At 65.6% G+C, this 20,590-nt stretch carries 21 protein-coding genes and 1 tRNA gene; 12 read left to right on the top strand and 10 right to left on the bottom strand.

Going from position 1 to position 20,590, the window contains the following annotated elements; translation table 11 throughout:
* Nucleotides 1-34 precede the first annotated feature (34 nt).
* The 9 genes from paaA to paaK all read left to right on the top strand — a co-directional run bounded on the left by paaA (nucleotide 35) and on the right by paaK (nucleotide 8,220).
* Nucleotides 35-1,024 carry a 1,2-phenylacetyl-CoA epoxidase subunit PaaA gene (gene paaA, locus B3446_RS01340; protein WP_191576623.1) on the top strand — a complete coding sequence of 330 codons (990 nt, stop codon included), beginning with the start codon at nucleotides 35-37 and terminating at the stop codon, nucleotides 1,022-1,024.
* Between the two features lie 188 nt (nucleotides 1,025-1,212).
* Nucleotides 1,213-1,497 (top strand): 1,2-phenylacetyl-CoA epoxidase subunit PaaB, encoded by a 285-nt coding sequence (paaB, locus tag B3446_RS01335; RefSeq protein ID WP_006388300.1) that lies wholly within the window; start codon nucleotides 1,213-1,215, stop codon nucleotides 1,495-1,497.
* A 16-nt stretch (nucleotides 1,498-1,513) separates the two neighbouring features.
* Entirely contained in the window at nucleotides 1,514-2,278 is a 765-nt protein-coding gene (gene paaC / locus B3446_RS01330; protein WP_291376816.1) for a 1,2-phenylacetyl-CoA epoxidase subunit PaaC, read from the top strand.
* Nucleotides 2,275-2,781 (top strand): 1,2-phenylacetyl-CoA epoxidase subunit PaaD, encoded by a 507-nt coding sequence (gene paaD / locus B3446_RS01325; protein WP_291376814.1) that lies wholly within the window; start codon nucleotides 2,275-2,277, stop codon nucleotides 2,779-2,781. The genes paaC and paaD overlap by 4 nt, the downstream gene beginning before the upstream one ends.
* A 14-nt stretch (nucleotides 2,782-2,795) precedes the next feature.
* Entirely contained in the window at nucleotides 2,796-3,884 is a 1,089-nt protein-coding gene (gene paaE / locus B3446_RS01320; RefSeq protein ID WP_175124707.1) for a 1,2-phenylacetyl-CoA epoxidase subunit PaaE, read from the top strand.
* Nucleotides 3,885-3,931: 47 nt separating this feature from the next.
* On the top strand, nucleotides 3,932-5,596 hold the full coding sequence (paaN, locus tag B3446_RS01315) for a phenylacetic acid degradation protein PaaN (RefSeq protein ID WP_175124706.1): 1,665 nt from the start codon (nucleotides 3,932-3,934) through the stop codon (nucleotides 5,594-5,596).
* A gap of 15 nt (nucleotides 5,597-5,611) precedes the next feature.
* Nucleotides 5,612-6,400, top strand: coding sequence for a 2-(1,2-epoxy-1,2-dihydrophenyl)acetyl-CoA isomerase PaaG (paaG, locus tag B3446_RS01310; protein WP_291376812.1), 789 nt, complete (start codon nucleotides 5,612-5,614; stop codon nucleotides 6,398-6,400).
* Nucleotides 6,400-6,870: a hydroxyphenylacetyl-CoA thioesterase PaaI gene (gene paaI / locus B3446_RS01305; RefSeq protein WP_056569414.1), complete on the top strand. Its 471-nt coding sequence runs from the start codon at nucleotides 6,400-6,402 to the stop codon at nucleotides 6,868-6,870. Before paaG ends, paaI begins: the two co-directional genes overlap by 1 nt.
* Nucleotides 6,871-6,906: 36 nt before the next feature.
* On the top strand, nucleotides 6,907-8,220 hold the full coding sequence (paaK, locus tag B3446_RS01300; RefSeq protein WP_291376810.1) for a phenylacetate--CoA ligase PaaK: 1,314 nt from the start codon (nucleotides 6,907-6,909) through the stop codon (nucleotides 8,218-8,220).
* A 60-nt stretch (nucleotides 8,221-8,280) separates the two neighbouring features.
* On the opposite strand, the gene B3446_RS01295 is transcribed toward paaK, so the two are convergent.
* From B3446_RS01295 to radC, 6 genes are all read right to left on the bottom strand, one after another.
* On the bottom strand, nucleotides 8,281-9,681 hold the full coding sequence (locus B3446_RS01295) for an MATE family efflux transporter (protein WP_291376808.1): 1,401 nt from the start codon (nucleotides 9,679-9,681) through the stop codon (nucleotides 8,281-8,283).
* On the bottom strand, nucleotides 9,678-11,408 hold the full coding sequence (locus B3446_RS01290) for an ArnT family glycosyltransferase (RefSeq protein ID WP_291376806.1): 1,731 nt from the start codon (nucleotides 11,406-11,408) through the stop codon (nucleotides 9,678-9,680). Before B3446_RS01290 ends, B3446_RS01295 begins: the two co-directional genes overlap by 4 nt.
* A gap of 124 nt (nucleotides 11,409-11,532) precedes the next feature.
* Nucleotides 11,533-11,799, bottom strand: a complete 267-nt coding sequence (locus B3446_RS01285) for a type B 50S ribosomal protein L31 (protein WP_008164119.1) — start codon at nucleotides 11,797-11,799, stop codon at nucleotides 11,533-11,535.
* 211 nt (nucleotides 11,800-12,010) lie between these two features.
* A complete protein-coding gene (kynA, locus tag B3446_RS01280) occupies nucleotides 12,011-12,859 on the bottom strand; it encodes a tryptophan 2,3-dioxygenase (protein ID WP_056567541.1) in 849 nt (282 codons plus the stop codon).
* Nucleotides 12,860-13,003: 144 nt separating this feature from the next.
* Nucleotides 13,004-13,630, bottom strand: a complete 627-nt coding sequence (gene kynB / locus B3446_RS01275) for an arylformamidase (RefSeq protein ID WP_191576684.1) — start codon at nucleotides 13,628-13,630, stop codon at nucleotides 13,004-13,006.
* 92 nt (nucleotides 13,631-13,722) lie between these two features.
* Nucleotides 13,723-14,400 (bottom strand): RadC family protein, encoded by a 678-nt coding sequence (gene radC, locus B3446_RS01270; RefSeq protein ID WP_175124701.1) that lies wholly within the window; start codon nucleotides 14,398-14,400, stop codon nucleotides 13,723-13,725.
* A 50-nt stretch (nucleotides 14,401-14,450) separates the two neighbouring features.
* Between radC and B3446_RS01265 the strand changes: the two genes are divergently transcribed.
* The 3 genes from B3446_RS01265 to maiA are packed head-to-tail and all read left to right on the top strand — an operon-like array spanning nucleotide 14,451 to nucleotide 16,598.
* The gene (locus B3446_RS01265; protein ID WP_105237960.1) at nucleotides 14,451-14,927 is read left to right on the top strand and encodes an FKBP-type peptidyl-prolyl cis-trans isomerase; all 477 of its coding nucleotides are present in this window, start codon (nucleotides 14,451-14,453) and stop codon (nucleotides 14,925-14,927) included.
* Nucleotides 14,927-15,904: a 4-hydroxy-3-methylbut-2-enyl diphosphate reductase gene (gene ispH / locus B3446_RS01260; RefSeq protein ID WP_175124699.1), complete on the top strand. Its 978-nt coding sequence runs from the start codon at nucleotides 14,927-14,929 to the stop codon at nucleotides 15,902-15,904. Before B3446_RS01265 ends, ispH begins: the two co-directional genes overlap by 1 nt.
* Nucleotides 15,905-15,953: 49 nt before the next feature.
* A complete protein-coding gene (gene maiA, locus B3446_RS01255; RefSeq protein WP_291376796.1) occupies nucleotides 15,954-16,598 on the top strand; it encodes a maleylacetoacetate isomerase in 645 nt (214 codons plus the stop codon).
* 25 nt (nucleotides 16,599-16,623) lie between these two features.
* Here the strand turns inward: maiA and B3446_RS01250 are convergent, their stop codons facing one another.
* The 4 genes from B3446_RS01250 to B3446_RS01235 form a co-directional block, all read right to left on the bottom strand.
* Nucleotides 16,624-18,069, bottom strand: a complete 1,446-nt coding sequence (locus tag B3446_RS01250) for a DegQ family serine endoprotease (RefSeq protein WP_291376794.1) — start codon at nucleotides 18,067-18,069, stop codon at nucleotides 16,624-16,626.
* A gap of 83 nt (nucleotides 18,070-18,152) precedes the next feature.
* Nucleotides 18,153-19,481, bottom strand: coding sequence for an ATP-binding protein (locus B3446_RS01245; protein WP_291376792.1), 1,329 nt, complete (start codon nucleotides 19,479-19,481; stop codon nucleotides 18,153-18,155).
* A complete protein-coding gene (locus B3446_RS01240) occupies nucleotides 19,478-20,137 on the bottom strand; it encodes a response regulator (RefSeq protein WP_175124695.1) in 660 nt (219 codons plus the stop codon). The genes B3446_RS01245 and B3446_RS01240 overlap by 4 nt, the downstream gene beginning before the upstream one ends.
* Nucleotides 20,138-20,280: 143 nt before the next feature.
* A tRNA-Thr gene (locus B3446_RS01235) sits at nucleotides 20,281-20,356 on the bottom strand.
* Nucleotides 20,357-20,590 lie beyond the last annotated feature (234 nt).

Raw genomic sequence — 20,590 nt, 5'->3', positions numbered from 1 at the left:
TTGCGTTTTCGCAAACCGTCTCAAGGAGACAACTATGTACGCTCAACTCGTCGAAACCGGCGTCAAGCAGGTCAAGACCGCGGACCAGCTTGAAGGCCTGGAACAGACGTTCCAGCGGCGCATCGACGACGGCGTCCGCATCGAGGCCAAGGACTGGATGCCCGAGGCCTACCGTAAGACACTCGTGCGGCAGATTTCGCAGCACGCGCACTCGGAAATCGTGGGCATGCTGCCGGAAGGCAACTGGATCACCCGCGCGCCATCCCTCAAGCGCAAGGCCATCCTTCTGGCCAAGGTGCAGGACGAGGCGGGCCACGGGCTCTACCTGTACAGCGCCGCCGAAACGCTGGGCGTGTCGCGCGACGACCTGATCGACGACCTTCACGCCGGCCGCGCCAAGTACTCCAGCATCTTCAATTACCCCACGCTGAGCTGGGCCGACATCGGCATGATCGGCTGGCTGGTCGACGGCTCGGCCATCATCAACCAGATCCCGCTGTGCCGCTGTTCCTACGGCCCGTATGCGCGCGCCATGGTGCGCGTCTGTAAGGAAGAGTCCTTCCATCAGCGCCAGGGTTACGACCTGCTCATGCAGATGTGCCTGCACGGCACGCCCGAACAGAAGGCAATGGTTCAGGACTCGCTCAATCGCTGGTGGTGGCCCGCGCTGATGATGTTCGGTCCGTCGGATGCGGATTCGCCCAACAGCGCGCAGTCGATGGCCTGGAAGATCAAGCTCTTCTCCAACGACGAGCTGCGCCAGAAGATGGTGGACCAGACCGTGCCGCAGGCCGAGTACCTGGGCCTGACCGTGCCGGATCCCGATCTGAAGTGGAACGCCGAGCGCGGTCACTACGACTTCGGCGAAATCGACTGGAGCGAGTTCTACGCCGTGCTCAAGGGCAACGGTCCGTGCAACCGCGAACGGCTTGCCGCGCGCGTGAAGGCGCACGAGGACGGGGCCTGGGTGCGCGACGCGCTAGTCGCCTACGCCGATAAACAGTCCGCCCGTAAAGCCGCTTGAGGTCCCCCCCCGGAGCGCTGCGCGCTTCCCCCCCAGGGGGGGCGCCGCAGCGGACCGGCGGAGCCCGGATCCGCGCGGCCCCGCTGGCCCTCGCTAGCGCTTCGGGATGCGTGACTTTCTGGACACCTTCTTTTTATTTATTGCAGACCGGCCGCGCAATGCGCACCCGGCACTAGAGGAAATCCATCATGAGCAAAGACTGGCCTCTGTGGGAAGTCTTCATCCGCAGCCAGCACGGCCTGGCGCACAAGCACGTGGGCAGCCTGCACGCCCCGGATGCGGAAATGGCGATCAATCACGCCCGCGACGTGTACACGCGCCGCAATGAGGGTCTGAGCATCTGGGTGGTGCGCGCGTCGGATATTTCGGCCAGCAGCCCGGGCGACAAGGATCCGCTGTTCGAGCCGGCCAACAGCAAGGTCTACCGGCATCCGACCTTCTTCCCGATGCCCGAAGAAATCAAGCACATGTAAGGCGGGTGGGGGAGACATGGACAAAGCATTGTTTGAATACCTGCTGCGCCTGGGCGATACGTCGCTCATCCTGTCGCAGCGGCTGGGCGCCTGGACGGGCCACGGTCCCATCCTGGAAGAGGACTTGGCGCTGACCAATACCGCGCTCGACCTGCTGGGCCAGGCCCGCATGTGGCTGACGCTGGCCGGCGAGGTCGAAGGCGCTGGCCGCGACGAGGACGCGCTGGCCTATCTGCGCGACACGCACGAGTTCCGCAACGCGCTGCTGGTCGAGCGCGACAACGGCAATTACGCCGACACCATGGCGCGGCAGTTTCTGTTCGACGTCTGGCACTATTTCCTACTGCAGCGCCTGGAGGCGTCCACCGATGAGCGCGTCGCGGCCATTGCGGCCAAGTCGCTCAAGGAAGTGACCTATCACGTGCGCCGTTCCTCGGACATGGTGGTGCGCCTGGGCGATGGCACGGCGGAAAGCCACGCCAAGATGCAGGCCGCCATCGACGACGCCTGGCGTTTCACGGGCGAGCTCTTCACCGATGACGCCGTCGACCGGGACGTCGCGGCGCGCGGCATCGGCTGTGCCTTGTCTGCGCTGCGCCAGCCATGGCTTGCGCACGTGCGGGAAGTGCTGGAAGAAGCCACGCTGACCGTTCCCGATGAAGCCGCCGCCAACCATGCCGCGCATCGCGGCGGCCGCCAGGGCAAGCACACCGAGGCGCTGGGCTATGTGCTGGCCGAGATGCAGCATCTGCACCGCGCCTACCCGGGAGCTACGTGGTGAACGCGCTGGCGCCCATTTCCGCCGACCAGGTCTACGCCTGGCTGCAGGAGGTCCCGGACCCCGAGATCCCCGTGCTGTCCGTGGTGGACCTGGGCGTGGTGCGTGAGGTGTCGTGGGACGGCGATGCGTGCGTCGTCGTCATCACGCCCACCTATTCGGGCTGCCCGGCCATGCGCGAGATCACGCAGGACATCCGCCAGACGCTCGAACGCCACGGCGTGTCCGAGGTTCGGGTGGAGACGCGTCTAGCGCCCGCCTGGACGACCGACTGGATGAGCGAAAAAGGGCGCGAGGCGCTCAAGGGCTACGGCATCGCCGCGCCTGCCGAACGCGCCATCGACATCTCGGGAATCAGCCGCCGCACGGCGGCCCCGGCCATCGCATGCCCGCGCTGCGGGTCGCGCGACACGCGGCTGGTCAGCAATTTCGGGTCGACGTCGTGCAAGGCGCTGTATCGCTGCGTCTCGTGCCGCGAGCCCTTCGATTATTTCAAGACTCACTAAAGAGTGGTTTCGAGATGAGCCAGAACCAATTTCATGCATTGAAGGTGGCCTCGGTTGCGCGCAATACGCGCGATGCCGTGGTCGTGACCTTTGATCTGCCCGACACGCTGACGAACGAGTTCGCCTTCCTGCCCGGCCAGTACCTGACGCTGCGCACCCAGCTCAACGGCGAAGAACTGCGCCGTTCGTATTCGATCTGTTCGGCGCCGCACGACAAGCTCTTGCGCGTGGCGATCAAGAAGGTCGACGAGGGCGTGTTCTCCAGCTGGGCCAATCACGAATTGCAGCCTGGCCAGACCCTGGAGGTCATGGCGCCGGCGGGCAACTTCACGGTGGACTTCTCGCCCGAGAACCAGCGCCACTACGTGGCGTTTGCCGTGGGCAGCGGCATCACCCCCGTGTTTTCGCTGGTCAAGACGGCGCTGTCGACCGAGCCGCGCAGCAAGTTCACGCTGTTCTTCGGCAACCGCGCCTCGTCCGCGGTGCTGTTCCGCGAGGAAATCGAGGACCTGAAGAACCTGTACATGGACCGCTTTTCGCTGGTCTACGTGATGAGCCGCGAAACGCAGGACATCGAGCTCTTCAACGGCCGCCTGGATGGCGACAAGGTCGACCAGCTGATGTCGGCCTGGATGAGCCCCGAGGATATCGATTACGCTTTTGTGTGCGGTCCGCAGACCATGACCGAGAGCGTGGTCGAACGGTTGCAGGCGCGCGGCATCCCCAAGTCGAACATCAAGTTCGAGCTCTTCGGCGCACCCAAGGGTCCGCGCGCGCTGCGCACCGGTCAGGACGCCCCCCAGGCGCCCGGCAAGGGACAGTGCGAAGTCACCGTGGTGCAGGACGGACACAGCCGCATGTTCGTCATCGACAAGAACAAGGACAGTGTGCTGGATTCGGCGCTGGCGCAGGGCATCGAACTGCCGTATTCGTGCAAGGGCGGGGTGTGTTCCACCTGCCGTTGCAAGGTGATCGAAGGCGAGGTGGACATGGACGCCAACTTCGCCCTTGAAGATTATGAAGTCGCGCGCGGGTTCATCCTGAGCTGCCAGAGCTTCCCGGTCAGCGACCGGCTGGTCATCGACTTCGACCAGGAAACCTGACCCGGCGCACGCCAGGCAAGCATTCAAAACTTATTGGAGAGACGAGCGTGTCCCAGAAATTCTTTGAACGTCACCAGCCCCTGCTGGAACAATCCCTGGCTGCCGCCGCGCTGCGTGGCTACTGGAGCCCGTTTGCCGAGTCGCCCAGCCCGCGTAACTACGGCGAGACCGCCAACGACGAAGGCCGCGCCGCCTTCGAAGCGCTTCAGGGCAAGCCCTTTCCGCTTAACCTGCACGATGCCGACGGCGTCGTGGGCGGCGAAAAGTCGCCCTATGGTTTCGACCTGGGCATCACGTATCCTCGCGTGCCGGCGGACAAGCTGATCGCCGCCTCCAAACGCGCGCTGGAAGACTGGCGCCGCGCCGGTCCCCACGCCTGGGTGGGCGTGTCGCTGGAAATCCTGGCGCGCCTGAACAAGCTCAGTTTCCAGATCGCCTACGCGGTCCAGCACACCACGGGCCAGGGCTTCATGATGGCCTTCCAGGCCGGCGGCCCCCACGCGCAGGACCGCGGCTTTGAAGCCGTGACCTACGCCTGGCAGGAAATGTCGCGCATCCCGGGCATCGCCGTCTGGGAAAAGCCGCAGGGCAAGAACGATCCCATTCGCATGGAAAAGCAGTTCACCGTCGTGCCGCGCGGCGTGGCGCTGGTGATCGGCTGCTCGACCTTCCCGACGTGGAACGGCTACCCGGGCCTCTTCGCCAGCCTGGCGACGGGCAACACCGTCATCGTCAAGCCGCACCCGGGCGCGATCCTGCCGCTGGCCATCACCGTGAAGGTGGCGCGCGAAGTGCTGCAGGAAGCGGGCTTCGATCCCGACGTCGTGCAACTGGCCGCCCACGAGGCAGGCGACGACACCGCGCAGAAGCTGGCGCTGGACCCCGCCGTCAAGATCGTTGACTTCACCGGCAGCACCGCCAACGGCGACTGGCTCGAAAACAATGCGCGCCAGGCTCAGGTCTACACCGAGAAGGCCGGCGTGAACCAGGTCATCATCGATTCGACGAACGACCTGAAGGGCGTGGCCCGCAACCTGGCGTTCTCGCTGGCCCTGTATTCCGGTCAGATGTGCACCGCGCCGCAGAACATCTACGTGCCGCGCGACGGCATCAACACGCCGGAAGGCCGTGTCAGCTTCGACGACGTGGCCGCCGCGCTGGGCGTGGCGCTGGAAAAGGTGGGCGCCGATGCCGCCAAGGCCGTCGAACTGACGGGCGCCATCCAGAACGAAGGCATCGTCGAACGCATCGAGAAGGCCCGCGCGCTGGGTCTGCCCGTCGTGGCGGACAGCAAGACGCTGGCGCATCCCCAGTTCGAAAACGCCCGCGTGCGCACGCCGCTGCTGCTGCGCACCGAGGCCGGCAATGCGGCGCTGGGCCAAGAGTGGTTCGGCCCCATCGCGTTTGTCGTCGCCACGGATTCCACCGCTCACAGCATCCAGCTGGCGCGCGACAGCGTCATCAAGCACGGCGCGCTGTCGCTGTCGGCTTACACGACGGATGATCGCGTGGCCGAGCAGGTGCAGGATGCCGCCGAGGTGTCGGGCGTGTCGCTCTCGCTGAACCTGACGGGCGCGGTGTTCGTCAACCAGACCGCCGCCTTCAGCGACTTCCACGGCACCGGCGCCAACCCGGCGGCCAATGCGGCGCTGTCGGACACGGCGTTCGTCTCGAACCGCTTCCGCGTGGTGCAAACCCGCCGTCACATCTAAGCCGGGCGATCGCAGATGAGCTATCAGGATATTCAATTCGACCTGTCCGGCGGCATTGCGCGCCTGACGCTGAACCGCCCGGACAAGCTGAACAGCTTCACGGCCAACATGCATGCCGAAGTGGCCGACGCGCTGACCCGCGTCGAAACCGAAGGCGCGCGCGTGCTGGTGCTGACGGGCGCGGGCCGCGGCTTTTGCGCCGGCCAGGACCTCAGCGAGCGCAAGCCCGCTCCGGACGGCACGCCGCCCGACCTGGGCGAGACCGTCGACAAGTTCTACGGCCCGCTGGTGCGCCGCCTCAACGCCTTGCCCATGCCGGTCGTGGTGGGCGTGAACGGCGTCGCAGCGGGGGCGGGCGCCAATCTGGCGTTCGCGGGCGACATCGTCATCGCCAAGGCCTCGGCCAGCTTCATCCAGTCCTTCTGCCGCCTGGGCCTCATCCCCGACACGGGCGGCACGTTCGTGCTGCCGCGTCTGGTGGGCCGCGCGCGGGCCATGGGCCTGGCGATGCTGGGCGACAAGCTCAGCGCCAAGCAGGCAGAAGAGTGGGGGCTGATCTGGCAATGCGTGGCCGACGAGGAATTCGACGCTACGCTCGATCGCCTGGCCACCCATTTCTCGGCCGCGCCCACCAAAGGTCTGGCGTTCACCAAACGCGCCCTGCAGGCCAGCTTGTCCAATGACCTGTCCACGCAGCTCGACCTGGAACGCGACATGATGCGCGAACTGGGGCAGAGCGCGGACTACGCCGAAGGCGTGGCCGCGTTCCTCGGCAAGCGTGAACCGCAATTCAAGGGGCAATGATGAGCGTGCACGTTCCCCCCGTTGAAGTGCCGACCGACCCGCAGGCGCTGGCGCAGGCCGTGGGCTCGGTGATGTATGCCGGCGACGCGGCCACGCAGGGCCTGGACATGAAGATCGAGGAAATGGCGCCGGGCTATGCGCGGCTGACCATGCGCGTTCGGCCCGACATGTTGAACGGCCACAAGACCTGCCATGGCGGCTTCATTTTCGCCCTGGCCGACAGCGCGTTCGCGTTTTCGTGCAATTCCCGCAACGTCAGCACCGTGGCGTCGGGCTGCACGATCGACTATCTGGCGCCGGGCTTCGAAGGCGACCTGCTGACCGCCGTTGCCCAGGAGCGATCGCTGGCCGGCCGCACCGGCGTCTATGACGTCACCGTCACCAATCAGGATGGACGCAACGTGGCCTTGTTCAGGGGGCGTTCCTACCGCATCAAGGGCCAGATCGTCGGGACGCCCACGGACGCCTGACTGCTGCACCGTACCAAAGAGAAGAGAGACATCATCATGCCCAACACCATGAGCAAGCCGGGACTGGATCCTATCGAGCATGCCAGCCAGGACGAGCTGCGGGCCCTTCAGCTCGATCGCTTGAAGTGGACCCTCAAGCATGCGTACGAAAACGTCCCGCACTACAAGAAGGCGTTCGACGAAGCCGGCGTGCATCCGGACGACCTGAAGCAGTTGTCGGATATTTCCAAATTCCCGTTCACGACCAAGAAGGAACTGCGCGAGAACTATCCGTTCGGCATGTTCGCCGTACCGCGCGAGCGCATCTCGCGCATTCATGCGTCCAGCGGTACGACCGGCAAGCCGACCGTGGTCGGCTACACCCAGGGCGACCTGGACAACTGGGCCAACCTGGTGGCGCGTTCGATCCGCGCCGCAGGCGGCAAGCCCGGCGACACCGTGCACGTGGCCTACGGCTACGGGCTGTTCACCGGCGGCCTGGGCGCACACTACGGCGCCGAGCGCCTGGGTTGCACGGTCATTCCGATGTCCGGTGGGCAAACCGAAAAGCAGGTGCAGCTGATCAACGATTTCCGTCCGGACATCATCATGGTCACGCCCTCGTATTTCTGCAACATCCTGGAAGAGCAGCGCCGCCAGGGCATCGACCCGCGTCAGAGCTCGCTGCGCATCGGCATCTTCGGCGCCGAGCCGTGGACGGGCCAGATGCGCGCCGACATCGAGGCCGAAGCGGGCATCGATGCGGTCGATATCTATGGGCTGTCTGAAGTGATGGGCCCGGGCGTGGCGAGCGAATGCGTCGAGACCAAGGACGGTCCGGTGGTCTGGGAAGATCACTTCTACGCCGAGATCATCAACCCGGATACCGGCGAACCGGTGGCCGACGGCGAACCTGGCGAACTGGTGTTCACGTCGCTGACCAAGGAAGCGATGCCCATCGTGCGCTACCGCACGCGCGATCTGACCCGCCTGTTGCCGCCCACCGCGCGCAGCATGCGCCGCATCGGCAAGATCACCGGCCGCAGCGACGACATGCTGATCGTGCGCGGTGTGAACATGTTCCCCACGCAGGTGGAAGAACTGGTCCTGAAGATTGCGCAGCTTGCGCCGCACTATCAACTGGTGCTGTCCCGTTCGGGCAACATGGACGAACTGGAAATCCTGACTGAAGTGCGCGCCGAGTTCTCGGGCCTGTCCGACGCCGAGCGCGTCAATCTGGGCAAGCAGCTGCAGCATGCCGTGAAGACGCACATCGGCGTGAGCGCGCGGATCCAGGTTTCGGATGCTGGGCATGTGGAACGCACCTTGACCGGCAAGGCACGGCGGGTGATCGACAAGCGTCCGAAGTAAAGGGCGCGTCCCTACGCAAAAAAGGCAGCCAATCGGCTGCCTTTCTTCATTCCGCGACCTTTATCGCCCCACCGTCCGCAATATCCGCCGATACCAGAGGTGCAGCAGGACCGCCGACAATGCCAGCCCGAACATGGCCATCAGCCACATGCTGCCGGCTCCCTGCGGCGAGCCCGGCACCAGCATTTCGCGCAGGCCGTCGATGCCGCCCTTACCGGGGCCAAATCCAAACCACCACCCCCCAACCAGCCCCACGCCCGCCAGCGCGACCGTCTGCAGGATCAGCGGCACGACGGCGATCTTGTAGGCGCGCAGCAGGTACGAGTTGATGCACTGCATCGAATCGAACAGGTGAAACAGCGGCAGGACGGCTAGCAGCGTGGTCGCCACGGCGGCGACGGCGCCGTCGTCCGTGTACGCGGCCAGGATCAGCGGACGGCCGATCAGCAGCACCGCAGCAGTCAGCAGCGCGCCGACCAGACCCAGCGCCAGACCGGCCATGCCAGTGCGATGGGCGTGCGCGAAGTTGCCGGCACCGATCGCCTGCGCCGTCAGCGCGGCGGTCGCCACGCCCAGCGCCATCGGCATCATGTAGCAGAGGGCGGCCAGGTTCGACATGATTTGATGCCCGCCGGTCACGAAGGTGCCCTCGCGCGCCACCAGCAGCGCCATGAACGTGAACGCCGACACCTCGACCAGGTACGAGCCGCCCATCGGGATGCCCAGGCGCAGCAGTTCCTTGAGCGCTTTCCAGTCCGGCTTGCCGATGCGAAGCTGGAAGCGGCGGTAATAACGATCGTGCGTGATCACCCATAGGCCCAGGCCCAGGCTCATCCATGACACCACGGCTGTCGCCAGCCCCGCGCCCGCCGCGCCCATCGCCGGCAGGCCCAGCTTGCCGTAGATGAAGAGCCAGTTGAACAGCGCCTTGAAGCCAATGATGGACAGGTTGATGGCCATGACGAGCTTGGGCCGCGACACCGCGGTGCCCAGCGCGTAGATGGTGCGGAACACCAGCGCGGCGGGCAGGGCCAGCACCAGCGCCTGCAGGTACGACGCGATGCGGTCGCGTACGCCCGGGGCCACGTCCCCCGACATGAAGAGCCACATGTCCGGAAACAGCATCAGCGCGGCGCCCACGACCGACAGGCCGAGCGCCAGCCACACGCCCTGGCCCCAGCTTTTTCCGACTTCCTGGTTGTTCCCGGCGCCGAACTGCTGCGCCAGGATCGGGATCAGGGCGTGCACGACACCCATCAGGCCGACGAAGACGGTGATGTAGATGGAAGCGGAAAGCGCCATCGCCGCCAGGTCGTCAGGGCTGGAGTGTCCCGTCATGGCGGTGTCCAGCACCCCGAAAGAGATGCTGGCCCACTGGCTGATGAGGACGGGCCACGCCTGCTTGGCGATGCCGCGCAGGGTGGCGCCGAAGGTCATCGGCGCCCCGATCGCGGCGGTCATGGCTTGACGCCGGTTCGCAGCAGGCGGAAGACTTCGGAACGGTCGGCGCGGCGGCCGCCTTGCCAGAGGACTTCGGCGCCTTCGCTGTACGCGGCCGTGCCGTCGCGCAGGCTCTGGTTGGTGGTCTGTTGCAGGACCAGCGTGCAGCGCGTGTCGAACGGGAACGACAGGTTGTTGAAGATCAGGAACGAGGCACGCTGCCCGCTGCCCAGGCTGAGCCCCCGGATGCACTCGCCCGCGCGCTTGTGCTGCGCGATGGCCTGGGCCAGTTGGCCGGACACCGTACGATAGCTGCGTGCGTAGTCCACCGCAGGTTGCCACAACAGCACGAGCAGGATCCACGTCACGGTCAGGCCGCCGGCCGACAGCACGGTGCCGCGCCACAGCGCCTGCGGGCGCACGCGCAGCCGCCAGACGACCAGGACGATCCAGCCCACGGTGAAGACCACCGCCAACGCAAAGGCGACCCACGAGATCACGGGCTCATAACCGGTGGTCTGGCGGGCAATGTTGCGGGAAATCTGCGCCGGCCAATGGAAGTGCAGCGCCACCCAGCCGAGCCAGGCGGTGGCCACCGTCAGCGAAAAACACATGACGGCAAACCAGTCCAGCGTGTTCACCACGCCGCGGCGCAACGTTGGCAGCGAGAACGCGCCCAGCACCGCGCACGGCACGGCCAGCAGCACGAATTCGGAATCGCTGGCCTCATCCACGAAGAACAGGATCACTGCCGAACACACCAGCAGCATCAGCGGCACCCAGATGTGCGGCGCGTAGATCCAGGCGCGCCACCGCCAGATCGCCAGCAGCGCCAGCGGCCAGGTCGGCCACAGGTACCACGGCAGGTCGCGCAGCGTGCGGGCGGCATCGTGCAGGCCAGGGATGGCGAAGGACGACAGATTCCAGGTCTTCCAGTTGCGGATCCAGTACTCGCTGCCCTGGCTGGCGGGAATCCACCAGGCAAGGATCAGACCGGTGGCCAGCACCGCGGCCCATAGCATCCAGCGCTTGCACTTCCAAAGCTGGCTGCGCGGATAGAAGGCCAGCGCCACGCCGACCATGATGGGCAAAGCGCCCACCCAACCGCGCGTCAGGAAGCTGGCAGCCAGCGCAATGCCCAGCGTGGTCGAGCCGGTGACGGGGCGATCCACCGTGCGCGCCAGCGAATAGAACGCAAGCGCCTGGCAGGCCATGATGGCGGGGATGACGGTGGTTTCGTGGGTGCGCTGCAGGATGCCGACCGTGGCAAGCAGCAAAAGGAGGGCGGCGTCGGCCAGCATGCGGCCGTAGTCGCGCGGTTCGGGCTCCCCGCCAAAGGGCAGCGCCAGCGGCTGGGCTTCGGCCCGGCGGCCGAGCAGATACGTGCCGTACCAGACGCTCGAGGCCGTGATGCCGAACCACAGCAGATTGGGCAGGCGGCCGGCGGGGATGTCCCCGATGAACGGCCCGAACAGCCAGATGCTGATGGCGCCCACCCAGGTGATCAGCGGACCTTCTTCGGCGTGGGCCAGGTGCCCCACCTGCGGCAGCAGCCAGGTCAGGCCGCCTTCGCGGATCGCGGTGATCATCGTCGCCAGTCCGACGGCGTCGTCGGTTTTCCACGGGTCGCGCATGAACAGCCCGGCCACGATGTAGGCCAGGGACAGGCCCAGCAGGATGAGGCGGGGCAGTTTTGCGGTGGCTACCGACGTAAGCCGGGCCGGCGTGGAAATGGAAAGTGGGGACACGGGCGTTAATGTAACCGAGTGGTCGGGATGCGCCACCCCCTGGCCGGCCTTCTGGCGTCGAGGGGGGAAAAAAAAGCAGCCCGAAGGCTGCCTTTTTGCTGTGACTCCCGTAGGAGCAACAGGATCAGGAAGCGGACTTGACCGTGCCAGCCGTGCGGGCGAAGCGGGCGCGGAACTTTTCCACGCGGCCGGTTTCGACGATGCGGGTCTGGGCGCCAGTGTAGAACGGGTGCGATTCGGAGGTCACGTCGCACTTGAAGAGCGGGTACGTCTTGCCGTCGAGTTCAACGGTTTCGCGCGTTTGGACGGTCGAACGGGTGATGAACTTGTTGCCCGTTTGCAGGTCGGCGAAGACGACTTCGCGGTATTCGGGGTGAATGCCTTCTTTCATGGTGCTTTCCTAGACTCGGTCGAGTCTTTTTCAAGAGTTAGGGTCGCCAGCTACAGCTGCCTGGTTCCGCTGCCAAACAATCTTGGCGCGACAGGCGCTAGCCACGTATCCAAAAAGTAACCCCGCATTCTAGCACGCGATCCTGCCTGCGGCCAGCCGCAAATGGGTGCCCGGGCTGTCTCGCAGCCCGGGCTTCAGGGTGCGCCGAATGTCAAAGATCCGTGCGCAGCTTCCAGATTTCCGGGAACAGCACCACCTCCAGCATGCGCCGCAGGTAATCCACCCCCGACGTGCCGCCCGTGCCTCGCTTGAAGCCGATGACGCGTTCGACGGTCGTAACGTGGCGGAAGCGCCACAACCGGAAGGCATCTTCCAGGTCGGTCAGTTTTTCACCAAGCTGGTAGAGCGCCCAGTAGCGGTCTGTATCGCGATAGACCGTCAGCCAGGCGGCTTCGACCGCCGCCGACGCCTGATACGGCTGGGTCCAGTCGCGTTCCAGGTGATCGGCCGGGATATCCAGGCCGTTTCGCGCCAGCAGCCGCAGTGCCTCGTCGTACAGCGACGGGGCCTCGTAGGCGCTCTGCACCTGGGCCAGCAGGTCGGCGCGGTGCGAATGCGGCTTGAGCATGGCCGCGTTCTTGTTGCCCAGCAGGAATTCGACCTGGCGGTACTGGTAGCTCTGGAAACCGCTCGAGCGCGCCAGATAGGGACGCAGCGCAGAGTATTCAGGCGGCGTCATGGTCGCCAGCACGTCCCAGGCGTGGACCAGCTGCTCCATGATCTTGCTGACGCGCGCCAGCATCTTGAAGGCCGGCTGCAGGCGGTCCTCTGCGACGCTGGCGATGGCGGCCCGCAGCTCGTGCAGCATCAGCTTCATCCAGAGCTCGCTGGTCTGGTGCTGGATGATGAACAGCATCTCGTTGTGCTCGGGCGACATCGGGTGCTGGGCGCCGAGCAGTTCATCAAGATGCAGGTAATCGCCGTAGGTCATGTCGCGCGCGAAATCGAGTTGCGCCTTTTCCTGGTGGACGATGTCTTCGGGGCGTTCGTTCTGGCTCATGCGCGGCCTCCGTGGCAGGGCGGGGCGGCGCGGCGGGCGGATGCGGGCAGGGCGCGCCAGTGTGGCGCGAATAGGAATTGCATGGTCGATTCTCCAAGCGGGGCGGCTGCTGTCGGGCAGCCGCGCCCGGGCCGGCAAATCAGCCTACAGTTCGCGCAGTACCGCGCGGACCGGGCTGGCATCGGCCTGGATCAGCGCCAACGGCAAGGCGATCAACTCGTAATCGCCTTCCGGCACGTCGTCGAGCACCAGGTTCTCCAGTACCCGCATGTCGTGCCGCAAGATCGTATGGTGGCTGTCCAGGGTCTTGCTGGAAGCGGGGTCGATGCTGGCGGTGTCCAGACCGATCAGCATGACGCCGCGTTCGGCCAGCCATTCGATGGTCTGGGGCGCGTAGGCGGAGAAGTCATCCGTCCACCAGTCCTGCGCGGCGTGCTTGGCGGTGCGCACCAGCACGCGGGGCGGCAGGTTGTGCGCCGCATGGGCTAGATGGTCGATCGTGATGAGGTCGCCGCAGTCGATCGCATGGATCACGCGGCAAGGGCCCAGGAAGGGTTCAAGCGAAACCGCGCCGATGGCGGAGGCCCCGTTCTGGTAGTGCAGCGGGGCGTCGGCATGCGCGCCGATGTGCGGCGACATCGTGATTTCGCTGACATTGACCGGACAGCCGGGCGTGAGCGTCCACTTCCATTGCTGGCGGTACGGCGTGTCGCCCGGAAAGACGGGAGATGCCGTCGAGACGGGCGGGGAAATGTCCCACAGGCGTTTCATGGCGGGCAAGGAAAGGTCGCGAGGGCCGGAATTAGGTTAAGCCTAAAACAATATCGGGCGGTAGTCTAACGGAATTCCGGCGCATGTTGCGGTCAGAGGCAGCCCAGTTCCGCCAGCGACACCGCCGAGCCTCCCGCGACGATCAGGTGGTCGATCAGTTTGATGTCCACGAGCGCCAGGGCTTCCTTCAGGTGCCGCGTGAAGCCGTGGTCCGCCGCGCTGGGCGACGCCACGCCAGACGGGTGGTTGTGCGCCACGATGAGGGCCGCCGCGTGGTGGCGCAAGGCCTCGCGCACGACCTCCCGCGGGTAGACGGCCGCCTGCGAGAGCGTGCCCCGCGCCAGTTCGCCCGTGGCGATCAGGCGCAGTTGGGCGTCCAGGTACAGGGCGATGCAGTGCTCCACTTGCAGGTGGCCGAGCGCCGCCTTGCAATATTGTTTCACTCGGGTGGGGTGGTTCATGGCGGTGTCCCGGACCAGGTCTTCTTCCATGGCGCGGCGGGCCAGTTCCAGCAGCGCCGCCAGGGTGCAGGCTTTGGACGCCCCCAATCCGGCGATGGACATCAGGTCCTGGGGCGAGGTGCTCAGCAACCCGCGCAGCCCGCCGAACCGGTCCAGCAACTGACGGCACAGGTCCACCACATTCAGCCCTGGAATTCCCGTGCGCAGCGCGACGGCCAGCAGCTCGGCGTCCTGGATCGATGCGGCCCCGTGACGGAGCAGACGCTCTCGGGGACGGTCTTGTTTTGGCAGCCGGACGGACAATTTCATAAGAGGCTCTAAAATCAGGGTTTACTCAAATACCCATACGGTGGCAGATCGTGAGCATCGCCTCTAATGAAGTGAACGTTTTGGTCCGTCCGGATTCCTACCTGACGCTGCATTACCGCATCACTCTGGCCTCGGGCCCGGGTGCGGGTTCGGTGTTCACCGACACCTTCGACGGCCGTCCCGGCACGTTGCAGATGGGCGGCGGGCAGTGGGCGCCTGGCCTCGAGGCCGCGTTGGTCGGCCGCGCCGAGGGCGACAAGTTCAGCGTCACCATCGAGCCGGCAGACGCCTACGGCGACCGCAACCCCGAACTGATCCAGCGCGTGACGCGCGCCATGCTGGCGCAGCACGCCGGCGAGGACGCCACGTTCGAGCCCGGCGACCTGGTTGAATTCACCGCGCCCAATGGCGGCCGCTATTCGGGCGTTCTCAAGGAAATCAACGACGATTCCGCGCTGTTCGATTTCAACCACCCGCTGGCAGGCATCAGCCTGAAAGTGGACGTGGCGCTGCTGGGAGTGCTTTGATGAGCCAGGCTGTCACCGCCTCCGACGCCGAAGTCCTGCTGGCGCAGCCGCGCGGCTTCTGTGCAGGCGTGGATCGCGCCATCGATATCGTCGAGCGGGCCATCGAGCTGCACGGGGCGCCCATCTATGTGCGTCACGAGATCGTTCACAACCGCTACGTCGTGGAAGATCTGCGTGCCAAGGGCGCCATCTTCATCGACGAGCTCGACGATGCGCCCGCGGGCGCCATCGTGGTGTTTTCGGCGCATGGCGTCTCCAAGGCCGTGCGCGCTGAAGCGGAAGCGCGCGGGCTGCAGGTCTTTGACGCCACCTGCCCGCTGGTCACCAAGGTCCACATCGAAGTCGCGCGCATGCGCGCCGCCGGCCGCGAGATCATCATGATCGGCCACAAAGGGCATCCCGAGGTCGAAGGCACGCTGGGGCAGGCGCAGGGCGGCATGTACCTCGTCGAAACCGTCGAAGACGTCGCCAGCCTCGAAGTCACCGATCCGGAGAACCTGGCCTACGTCACGCAGACCACGCTGTCGGTCGATGACGCGGCCGCGGTGTCGCAGGCGCTGAAGGCGCGCTTTCCCAGCATCGCCGAGCCCAAGAAAAGCGACATCTGCTACGCCACGCAGAACCGGCAGGATGCGGTCAAGATCCTGGCGCCGGAATGCGATCTGGTGCTGGTCGTGGGCAGCCCCAACAGCTCGAACTCCAATCGCCTGCGCGAAGTGGCCGAGCGCAAGGGCGTCGCATCCTATCTTATCGACGGCGCGGAATCCATCGACCCCGCCTGGCTCGTCGGCCGCAAGCGCATTGGCGTGACCGCGGGCGCCTCGGCGCCGGAAGTGCTGGTGCAGCAGGTGATCGCGCGCGTCAAGGAACTGGGCGCCGTCTCGGTGCGCAAGATGCCGGGGCTGGAAGAAAACGTCGCGTTCCCGCTGCCCAAGGGCTTGTCGCGCAAGGCGGCCCAGACCGAATCGCTGGAATGAACAAGCGCCGCCCACGCGGGCGGCGCCACAAGAATACCGAGGAGACACCATGCAGCTTTACAGCTACTTCCGCAGCTCGGCCGCGTATCGCGTACGCATTGCCTTGAATCTGAAGGGCCTGCCGTATGAGACCGTGCCCGTTCATCTTCTGAAGGAGGGCGGCCAGCAGTTGTCGGCCGGCTACCGGAAGGTGAACCCGACTGCGCTGGTTCCCACGCTGGTTGACGGCGATGCGGTCATCGGTCAATCGCTGGCCATCATCGAATACCTGGAAGAAACGCACCCGGAAACGCCGCTGCTGCCTGCCGACGCCATCGGCCGCGCACGGGTGCGCGATCTGGCGCTAGGCATCGCCTGCGATACGCATCCGCTGAACAACCTGCGCGTGCTGAAGTATCTGAAGCACACGCTGGGCGTGGATGAGGCGGCCAAGACGGCCTGGTACAAGCACTGGGTGCATCAGGGTCTTGAAGCGTTGGAAGCCCAGCTGGCTGCTTCCCGCGCCACGGGTCAGTTCTGCCACGGCGATACGCCGACCATCGCGGACCTGTGCCTGGTGCCGCAAGTGGCGAATGCGCAGCGCTTCGAGTGTGACCTGTCGGCCATGCCCAATGTGCTGCGCATCGACGCGGCGTGCCGGGCCCTGCCGGCATTTGAAGCGGCCGCGCCGGGCAACCAGCCCGACGCGGAGTGATGCCCGGCTGATCAGACCCGGCTGATCAGCCGATCTGCACCGGCACGAAGATCTTGTCTTCGCCGCGTTGCACCAGCAAGGCTACGGTCTTGCCCGCCTTCGACAACTCGGCCTTCACCTGGCCGACGTTGTGCACCGGCACCCCATTGAGGGACAGCAGCACGTCGCCGGGCTGAATGCCAGCCTTGGCGGCGGGGCCTGCAGAACGCTCGATGAGCAGGCCTTCCGCCCCCGACTCCTGCTGCTCCTGCGGGCTCAGGGGGCGCAGCGCCAGGCCAAGCTGGCCGCGCTGCACTTCCTGCCCGTCGGCCGACGCCTGGGTCTTGTCCTTGGGCACGCCGCCCAGCGTTGCGACCATCTCCTTCTGCCCGCCATTGCGCCACACGTCCAGCTTGATCTTCTCGCCGGGGGCGGCCATCGTGATCGTCGACGCCAGGTCGCCGGAAGACACGATGGTCTTGCCGTCGATCTTGCGCACCACGTCGCCCGGCTGCAGGCCGGCCTTTTCGGCGGCGCTGCCCTTCTCGACGCTCGACACCAACGCGCCCGACGGCGAATCCAGCTTGAACGAGTCGGCCAAGTCCTGATTCACTTCCTGCACCGTCACGCCCAGGCGCGCATGCTGCACCTTGCCGTGCTCAAGGATCTGGTCCTTGATCTTGTAGGCCAGGTCGATGGGAATCGAGAACGACAGGCCCTGGAAGCCGCCGGTGCGGCTGTAGATCTGGGAGTTGATGCCCACGACTTCGCCGCGGTCGTTGAACAGCGGACCGCCCGAGTTGCCGGGGTTCACGGCCACGTCGGTCTGGATGAACGGCACCGAAGTGTCGTCCGGCAGCGAACGGCCCTTGGCGCTGACGATGCCGGCGGTGGCGGTGTTCTCCAGACCGTAGGGCGAGCCGATGGCCAGCACCCATTCGCCCACCTGCAGCTTGTTCACGTCGCCGACCTTGATGACCGGCAGGTTCTTCGCCTCGATCTTGATGACGGCGACGTCGGTCTGCGGGTCGGCGCCCAGGACCTTGGCCTTGTATTCGCGGCGGTCGGTCATCTTCACGGTCACTTCCTTGGCGTCCTGGACCACGTGCGCGTTGGTCAGGATGATGCCGTCGGAACTGACGATGAAGCCCGAGCCTTCACCGCGCATCGGGACTTCACGGGCCGGCGCGCGGCCACGTGCGCCGGGCACCTGTCCAAAGAACTGCGCGAACGGATCGTCGCTTTCCGCGGCCGACACCTTGCGCGTGCCGCTGACGCTGATGTTGACGACGGCCGGGCCGGATTCGCGCGTGATCTGCGCGAAGTTGGGCGGCACGGACGCGCTGACCGGCTGGGACGCAGCGGTGGCGGCGGGCGCTTCGGCAGCCATCGAAACGCTGCCGGTCAAGGCGGTTGCGCCCGCGCCGCCAATGGCGCCGGCTGCCAGCAGCGCCAGAACGAGGCGCGAGGGTTTGATTTGCGTGGTCTTCATGTCGGCTCCTGCGATCATGTTGGGAACATGGCGCTATCTTCGGGCCGCACACTTAGGTGAAACTTAAGCGGGAGAAATCCAGGCTAAGCGGGAAAATTGACGCGCGCACGCAGCCCTTGGCCGGACGGCGCGTCTTCAAGGGTGATGGTTGCGCCGTGGCGGTCGGCAATGGTGCGTGCGATGGCCAGTCCCAATCCGCTGCCATGCGTCGTGTTGCCTTCGGCGCGGTAGAAGCGGTCGAACACGCGTTCGCGCTCATGGACCGGGATGCCGGGTCCCTCGTCGTCGATCATCAGCGAAATGCGGCCCGGGCTGTTGTCCAGGCGCATCTCGATGCGGCCACCGGCAGGCGAGTGCTTGATCGCATTGTCCAGCAGATTGCGCACGAGCAGCACCAGCGCGTCGCGATTGCCCTGCATCTGCGCTTGCGTATCGCCGTCCAGCGTGATGTCGATGGATTTGGCGTTCGCCTCGGGCAGTGTCTCGGACAGGGCCTGGCGCAGCACGTCCGCCAGATCCACCGGCGCCAGCGGCGTCTGCTCCTGGGCGCCTTCCTGGCGCGCCATCGAAAGCAGCTGCTCGACCAGCCGCGTAGCGCGGTCGATGCCGGCAGTCAGGCGCTGTTCGGCAAGCTGGCGCGCGGCGGGGTCTGCTGCGCGCTGCAGCGCCTGCATCTGCAGGCGCAACGCCGCCAGCGGCGAGCGCAGTTCGTGCGCCGCGTCGCCCACGAATTGCTTCTGCTGCGCAAAAGCCGCACGCATGCGTTCGAGCAGCAGGTTCAGTTCCTGCACCAGCGGGCGGATTTCATCAGGCAACCCGCGTACGCTCACGGGCGACAGATCTTCGGGCTGGCGCGCGGCCACCTGGGCGCGCGCGCGCTTGACCGGACGTAGCGACCAACTGACGACGCACCAGATGATCAGCATCAGCAGCGGCGCGGCGGCGGCAATCGGCGCGACGGTGCGCAGCGCAAGGGCGCTGGCCATGTTCTTGCGCACGCGCATGTCCTGCGCCACCTGAATCACCTGGAAGGGCGTGGCCAGCGAGTACACGCGATAGGTTTCGCCTTCCAGCTTCGCGTCGGAAAACCCCAATACGATCTGGCTGGGCAGGCGCAGGCGCGAGCGTGAGTTGAAGACGCGCAAGCCGTCCGGCGTCCAGATCTGGATGATGAGGTCATCGGCAACCGGCGATCCGGCGCCGCGCGCATGTGTGGGGCCGGTGCTCAGCAGCCCGTCGCCGGTGCCCAGCGACAGGGCGGTGCGCTGCAGCAGCGAGTCGAAGATGTCGTCGGCCTGCGCCAGGGTGCTGCGATAGGCAATTGCGCCTTGCACGAGCGCGCCGACCGCGATGGCGGCCAGCAGAAAGAAAAGCAGCCGGGCTCTCAGCGAATAGCTAAGCGGAATGCTCATGTTTTGGGGATGACATAGCCGACGCCTCTGACGTTCTGGATCAGGTTGGGACCCAGTTTCTTGCGCAGGCCATGAATATAAACCTCAACGGCATTGCTGCTGATGCTGTCTTTCCAGCTATAGAGTTTTTCCTCGAGCTGGGCGCGCGAGAAAATCATGCCGGGCCGCGCGATCAGCGGTTCCAGCACCGCCCATTCGCGCGCGGTCAACGCCACCGGCGCGCCGTCGACCATGGCGGCGTGCGATTGCGGGTCGATGGTGACGCCGTCGTGCTCGAAAATGGGTTCGGCCCGGCCCGCGCTGCGGCGGATCAGTGCCCGCATGCGTGCCAGCAGTTCGTCCACGTCATAGGGTTTGACGATGTAGTCGTCCGCGCCTGCGTCCAGCCCGGCGATCCGGTCGCTGACCGCGTCGCGCGCAGTGGCGATGAGCACCGGCGTGCGGTCCTTGCGGGTGCGCATGTCCCGCAGCAACGTCAGTCCGTCCCGCTTGGGCAGGCCCAGGTCGAGCAGTACAAGGTCGTAAGGATCGGTGCGCAGCGCAGAGTCCGCCGCGCTGCCGTCCCGAACCCAATCGACGGCGTAGTGTTCCGCGCGCAGGCAGTCCAGTACGCTTTCGCCGATCATCATGTCGTCTTCCACGAGAAGAATGCGCATGGTTTATTCCGCTGGGATGGTCCAAGGGGGTTGGACGCGCGGCGATCAGCGCGAGTTCCCGGCCGGGGTGGCGGGGTGGAGATGAGGGCGGGCAGGGATGAAATGAAAAAAGCAGCCCGAGTGGGCTGCTTTTTTTTGAAATCTGGTGCCGGCAATAGGAGTCGAACCTACGACCTTCGCATTACGAATGCGCTGCTCTACCAACTGAGCTATGCCGGCAAGACCATTTGCTTTTGTTTCTGGACCAAGCCGGAAAGCGCTAGCAAAACATCTTTTTTCTTCCAGTTCGTCGGCTTTTTTAGGGCCCGATCTGGAAAGACCGAAACTATATCAGAGTTTTTTCGCGATGGGCAACTGGAAGCGCAAAAAATTCAGAAAAAAACGAGATTTGCATGCGCCCAATTTTTAGTTCATAATTTCGGTCTTGGCAGATCCCCGATAGCTCAGTCGGTA

It is taken from the genome of Achromobacter sp. UBA5777 (assembly GCF_002418565.1).
GTDB classification, from domain to species: domain Bacteria; phylum Pseudomonadota; class Gammaproteobacteria; order Burkholderiales; family Burkholderiaceae_B; genus Achromobacter; species Achromobacter animicus.
This window is presented reverse-complemented; position numbering and strand designations above follow the sequence as displayed.

Excerpts from the sequence above, each read along its gene's own strand:
- B3446_RS01245 (WP_291376792.1), bottom strand. The coding sequence starts at position 19,481 with ATGAGCATTCCGCTTAGCTATTCGCTGAGAGCCCGGCTGCTTTTCTTT.
- B3446_RS01285 (WP_008164119.1), bottom strand. The coding sequence starts at position 11,799 with ATGAAAGAAGGCATTCACCCCGAATACCGCGAAGTCGTCTTCGCCGAC.
- B3446_RS01295 (WP_291376808.1), bottom strand. The coding sequence starts at position 9,681 with ATGACCGCCGCGATCGGGGCGCCGATGACCTTCGGCGCCACCCTGCGC.
- ispH (WP_175124699.1), top strand. The coding sequence starts at position 14,927 with ATGAGCCAGGCTGTCACCGCCTCCGACGCCGAAGTCCTGCTGGCGCAG.
- paaG (WP_291376812.1), top strand. The coding sequence starts at position 5,612 with ATGAGCTATCAGGATATTCAATTCGACCTGTCCGGCGGCATTGCGCGC.
- paaI (WP_056569414.1), top strand. The coding sequence starts at position 6,400 with ATGAGCGTGCACGTTCCCCCCGTTGAAGTGCCGACCGACCCGCAGGCG.
- paaC (WP_291376816.1), top strand. The coding sequence starts at position 1,514 with ATGGACAAAGCATTGTTTGAATACCTGCTGCGCCTGGGCGATACGTCG.
- kynA (WP_056567541.1), bottom strand. The coding sequence starts at position 12,859 with ATGAGCCAGAACGAACGCCCCGAAGACATCGTCCACCAGGAAAAGGCG.
- maiA (WP_291376796.1), top strand. The coding sequence starts at position 15,954 with ATGCAGCTTTACAGCTACTTCCGCAGCTCGGCCGCGTATCGCGTACGC.
- paaA (WP_191576623.1), top strand. The coding sequence starts at position 35 with ATGTACGCTCAACTCGTCGAAACCGGCGTCAAGCAGGTCAAGACCGCG.
- paaB (WP_006388300.1), top strand. The coding sequence starts at position 1,213 with ATGAGCAAAGACTGGCCTCTGTGGGAAGTCTTCATCCGCAGCCAGCAC.
- B3446_RS01240 (WP_175124695.1), bottom strand. The coding sequence starts at position 20,137 with ATGCGCATTCTTCTCGTGGAAGACGACATGATGATCGGCGAAAGCGTA.
- paaK (WP_291376810.1), top strand. The coding sequence starts at position 6,907 with ATGCCCAACACCATGAGCAAGCCGGGACTGGATCCTATCGAGCATGCC.
- kynB (WP_191576684.1), bottom strand. The coding sequence starts at position 13,630 with ATGAAACGCCTGTGGGACATTTCCCCGCCCGTCTCGACGGCATCTCCC.
- B3446_RS01250 (WP_291376794.1), bottom strand. The coding sequence starts at position 18,069 with ATGAAGACCACGCAAATCAAACCCTCGCGCCTCGTTCTGGCGCTGCTG.
- radC (WP_175124701.1), bottom strand. The coding sequence starts at position 14,400 with ATGAAATTGTCCGTCCGGCTGCCAAAACAAGACCGTCCCCGAGAGCGT.
- paaE (WP_175124707.1), top strand. The coding sequence starts at position 2,796 with ATGAGCCAGAACCAATTTCATGCATTGAAGGTGGCCTCGGTTGCGCGC.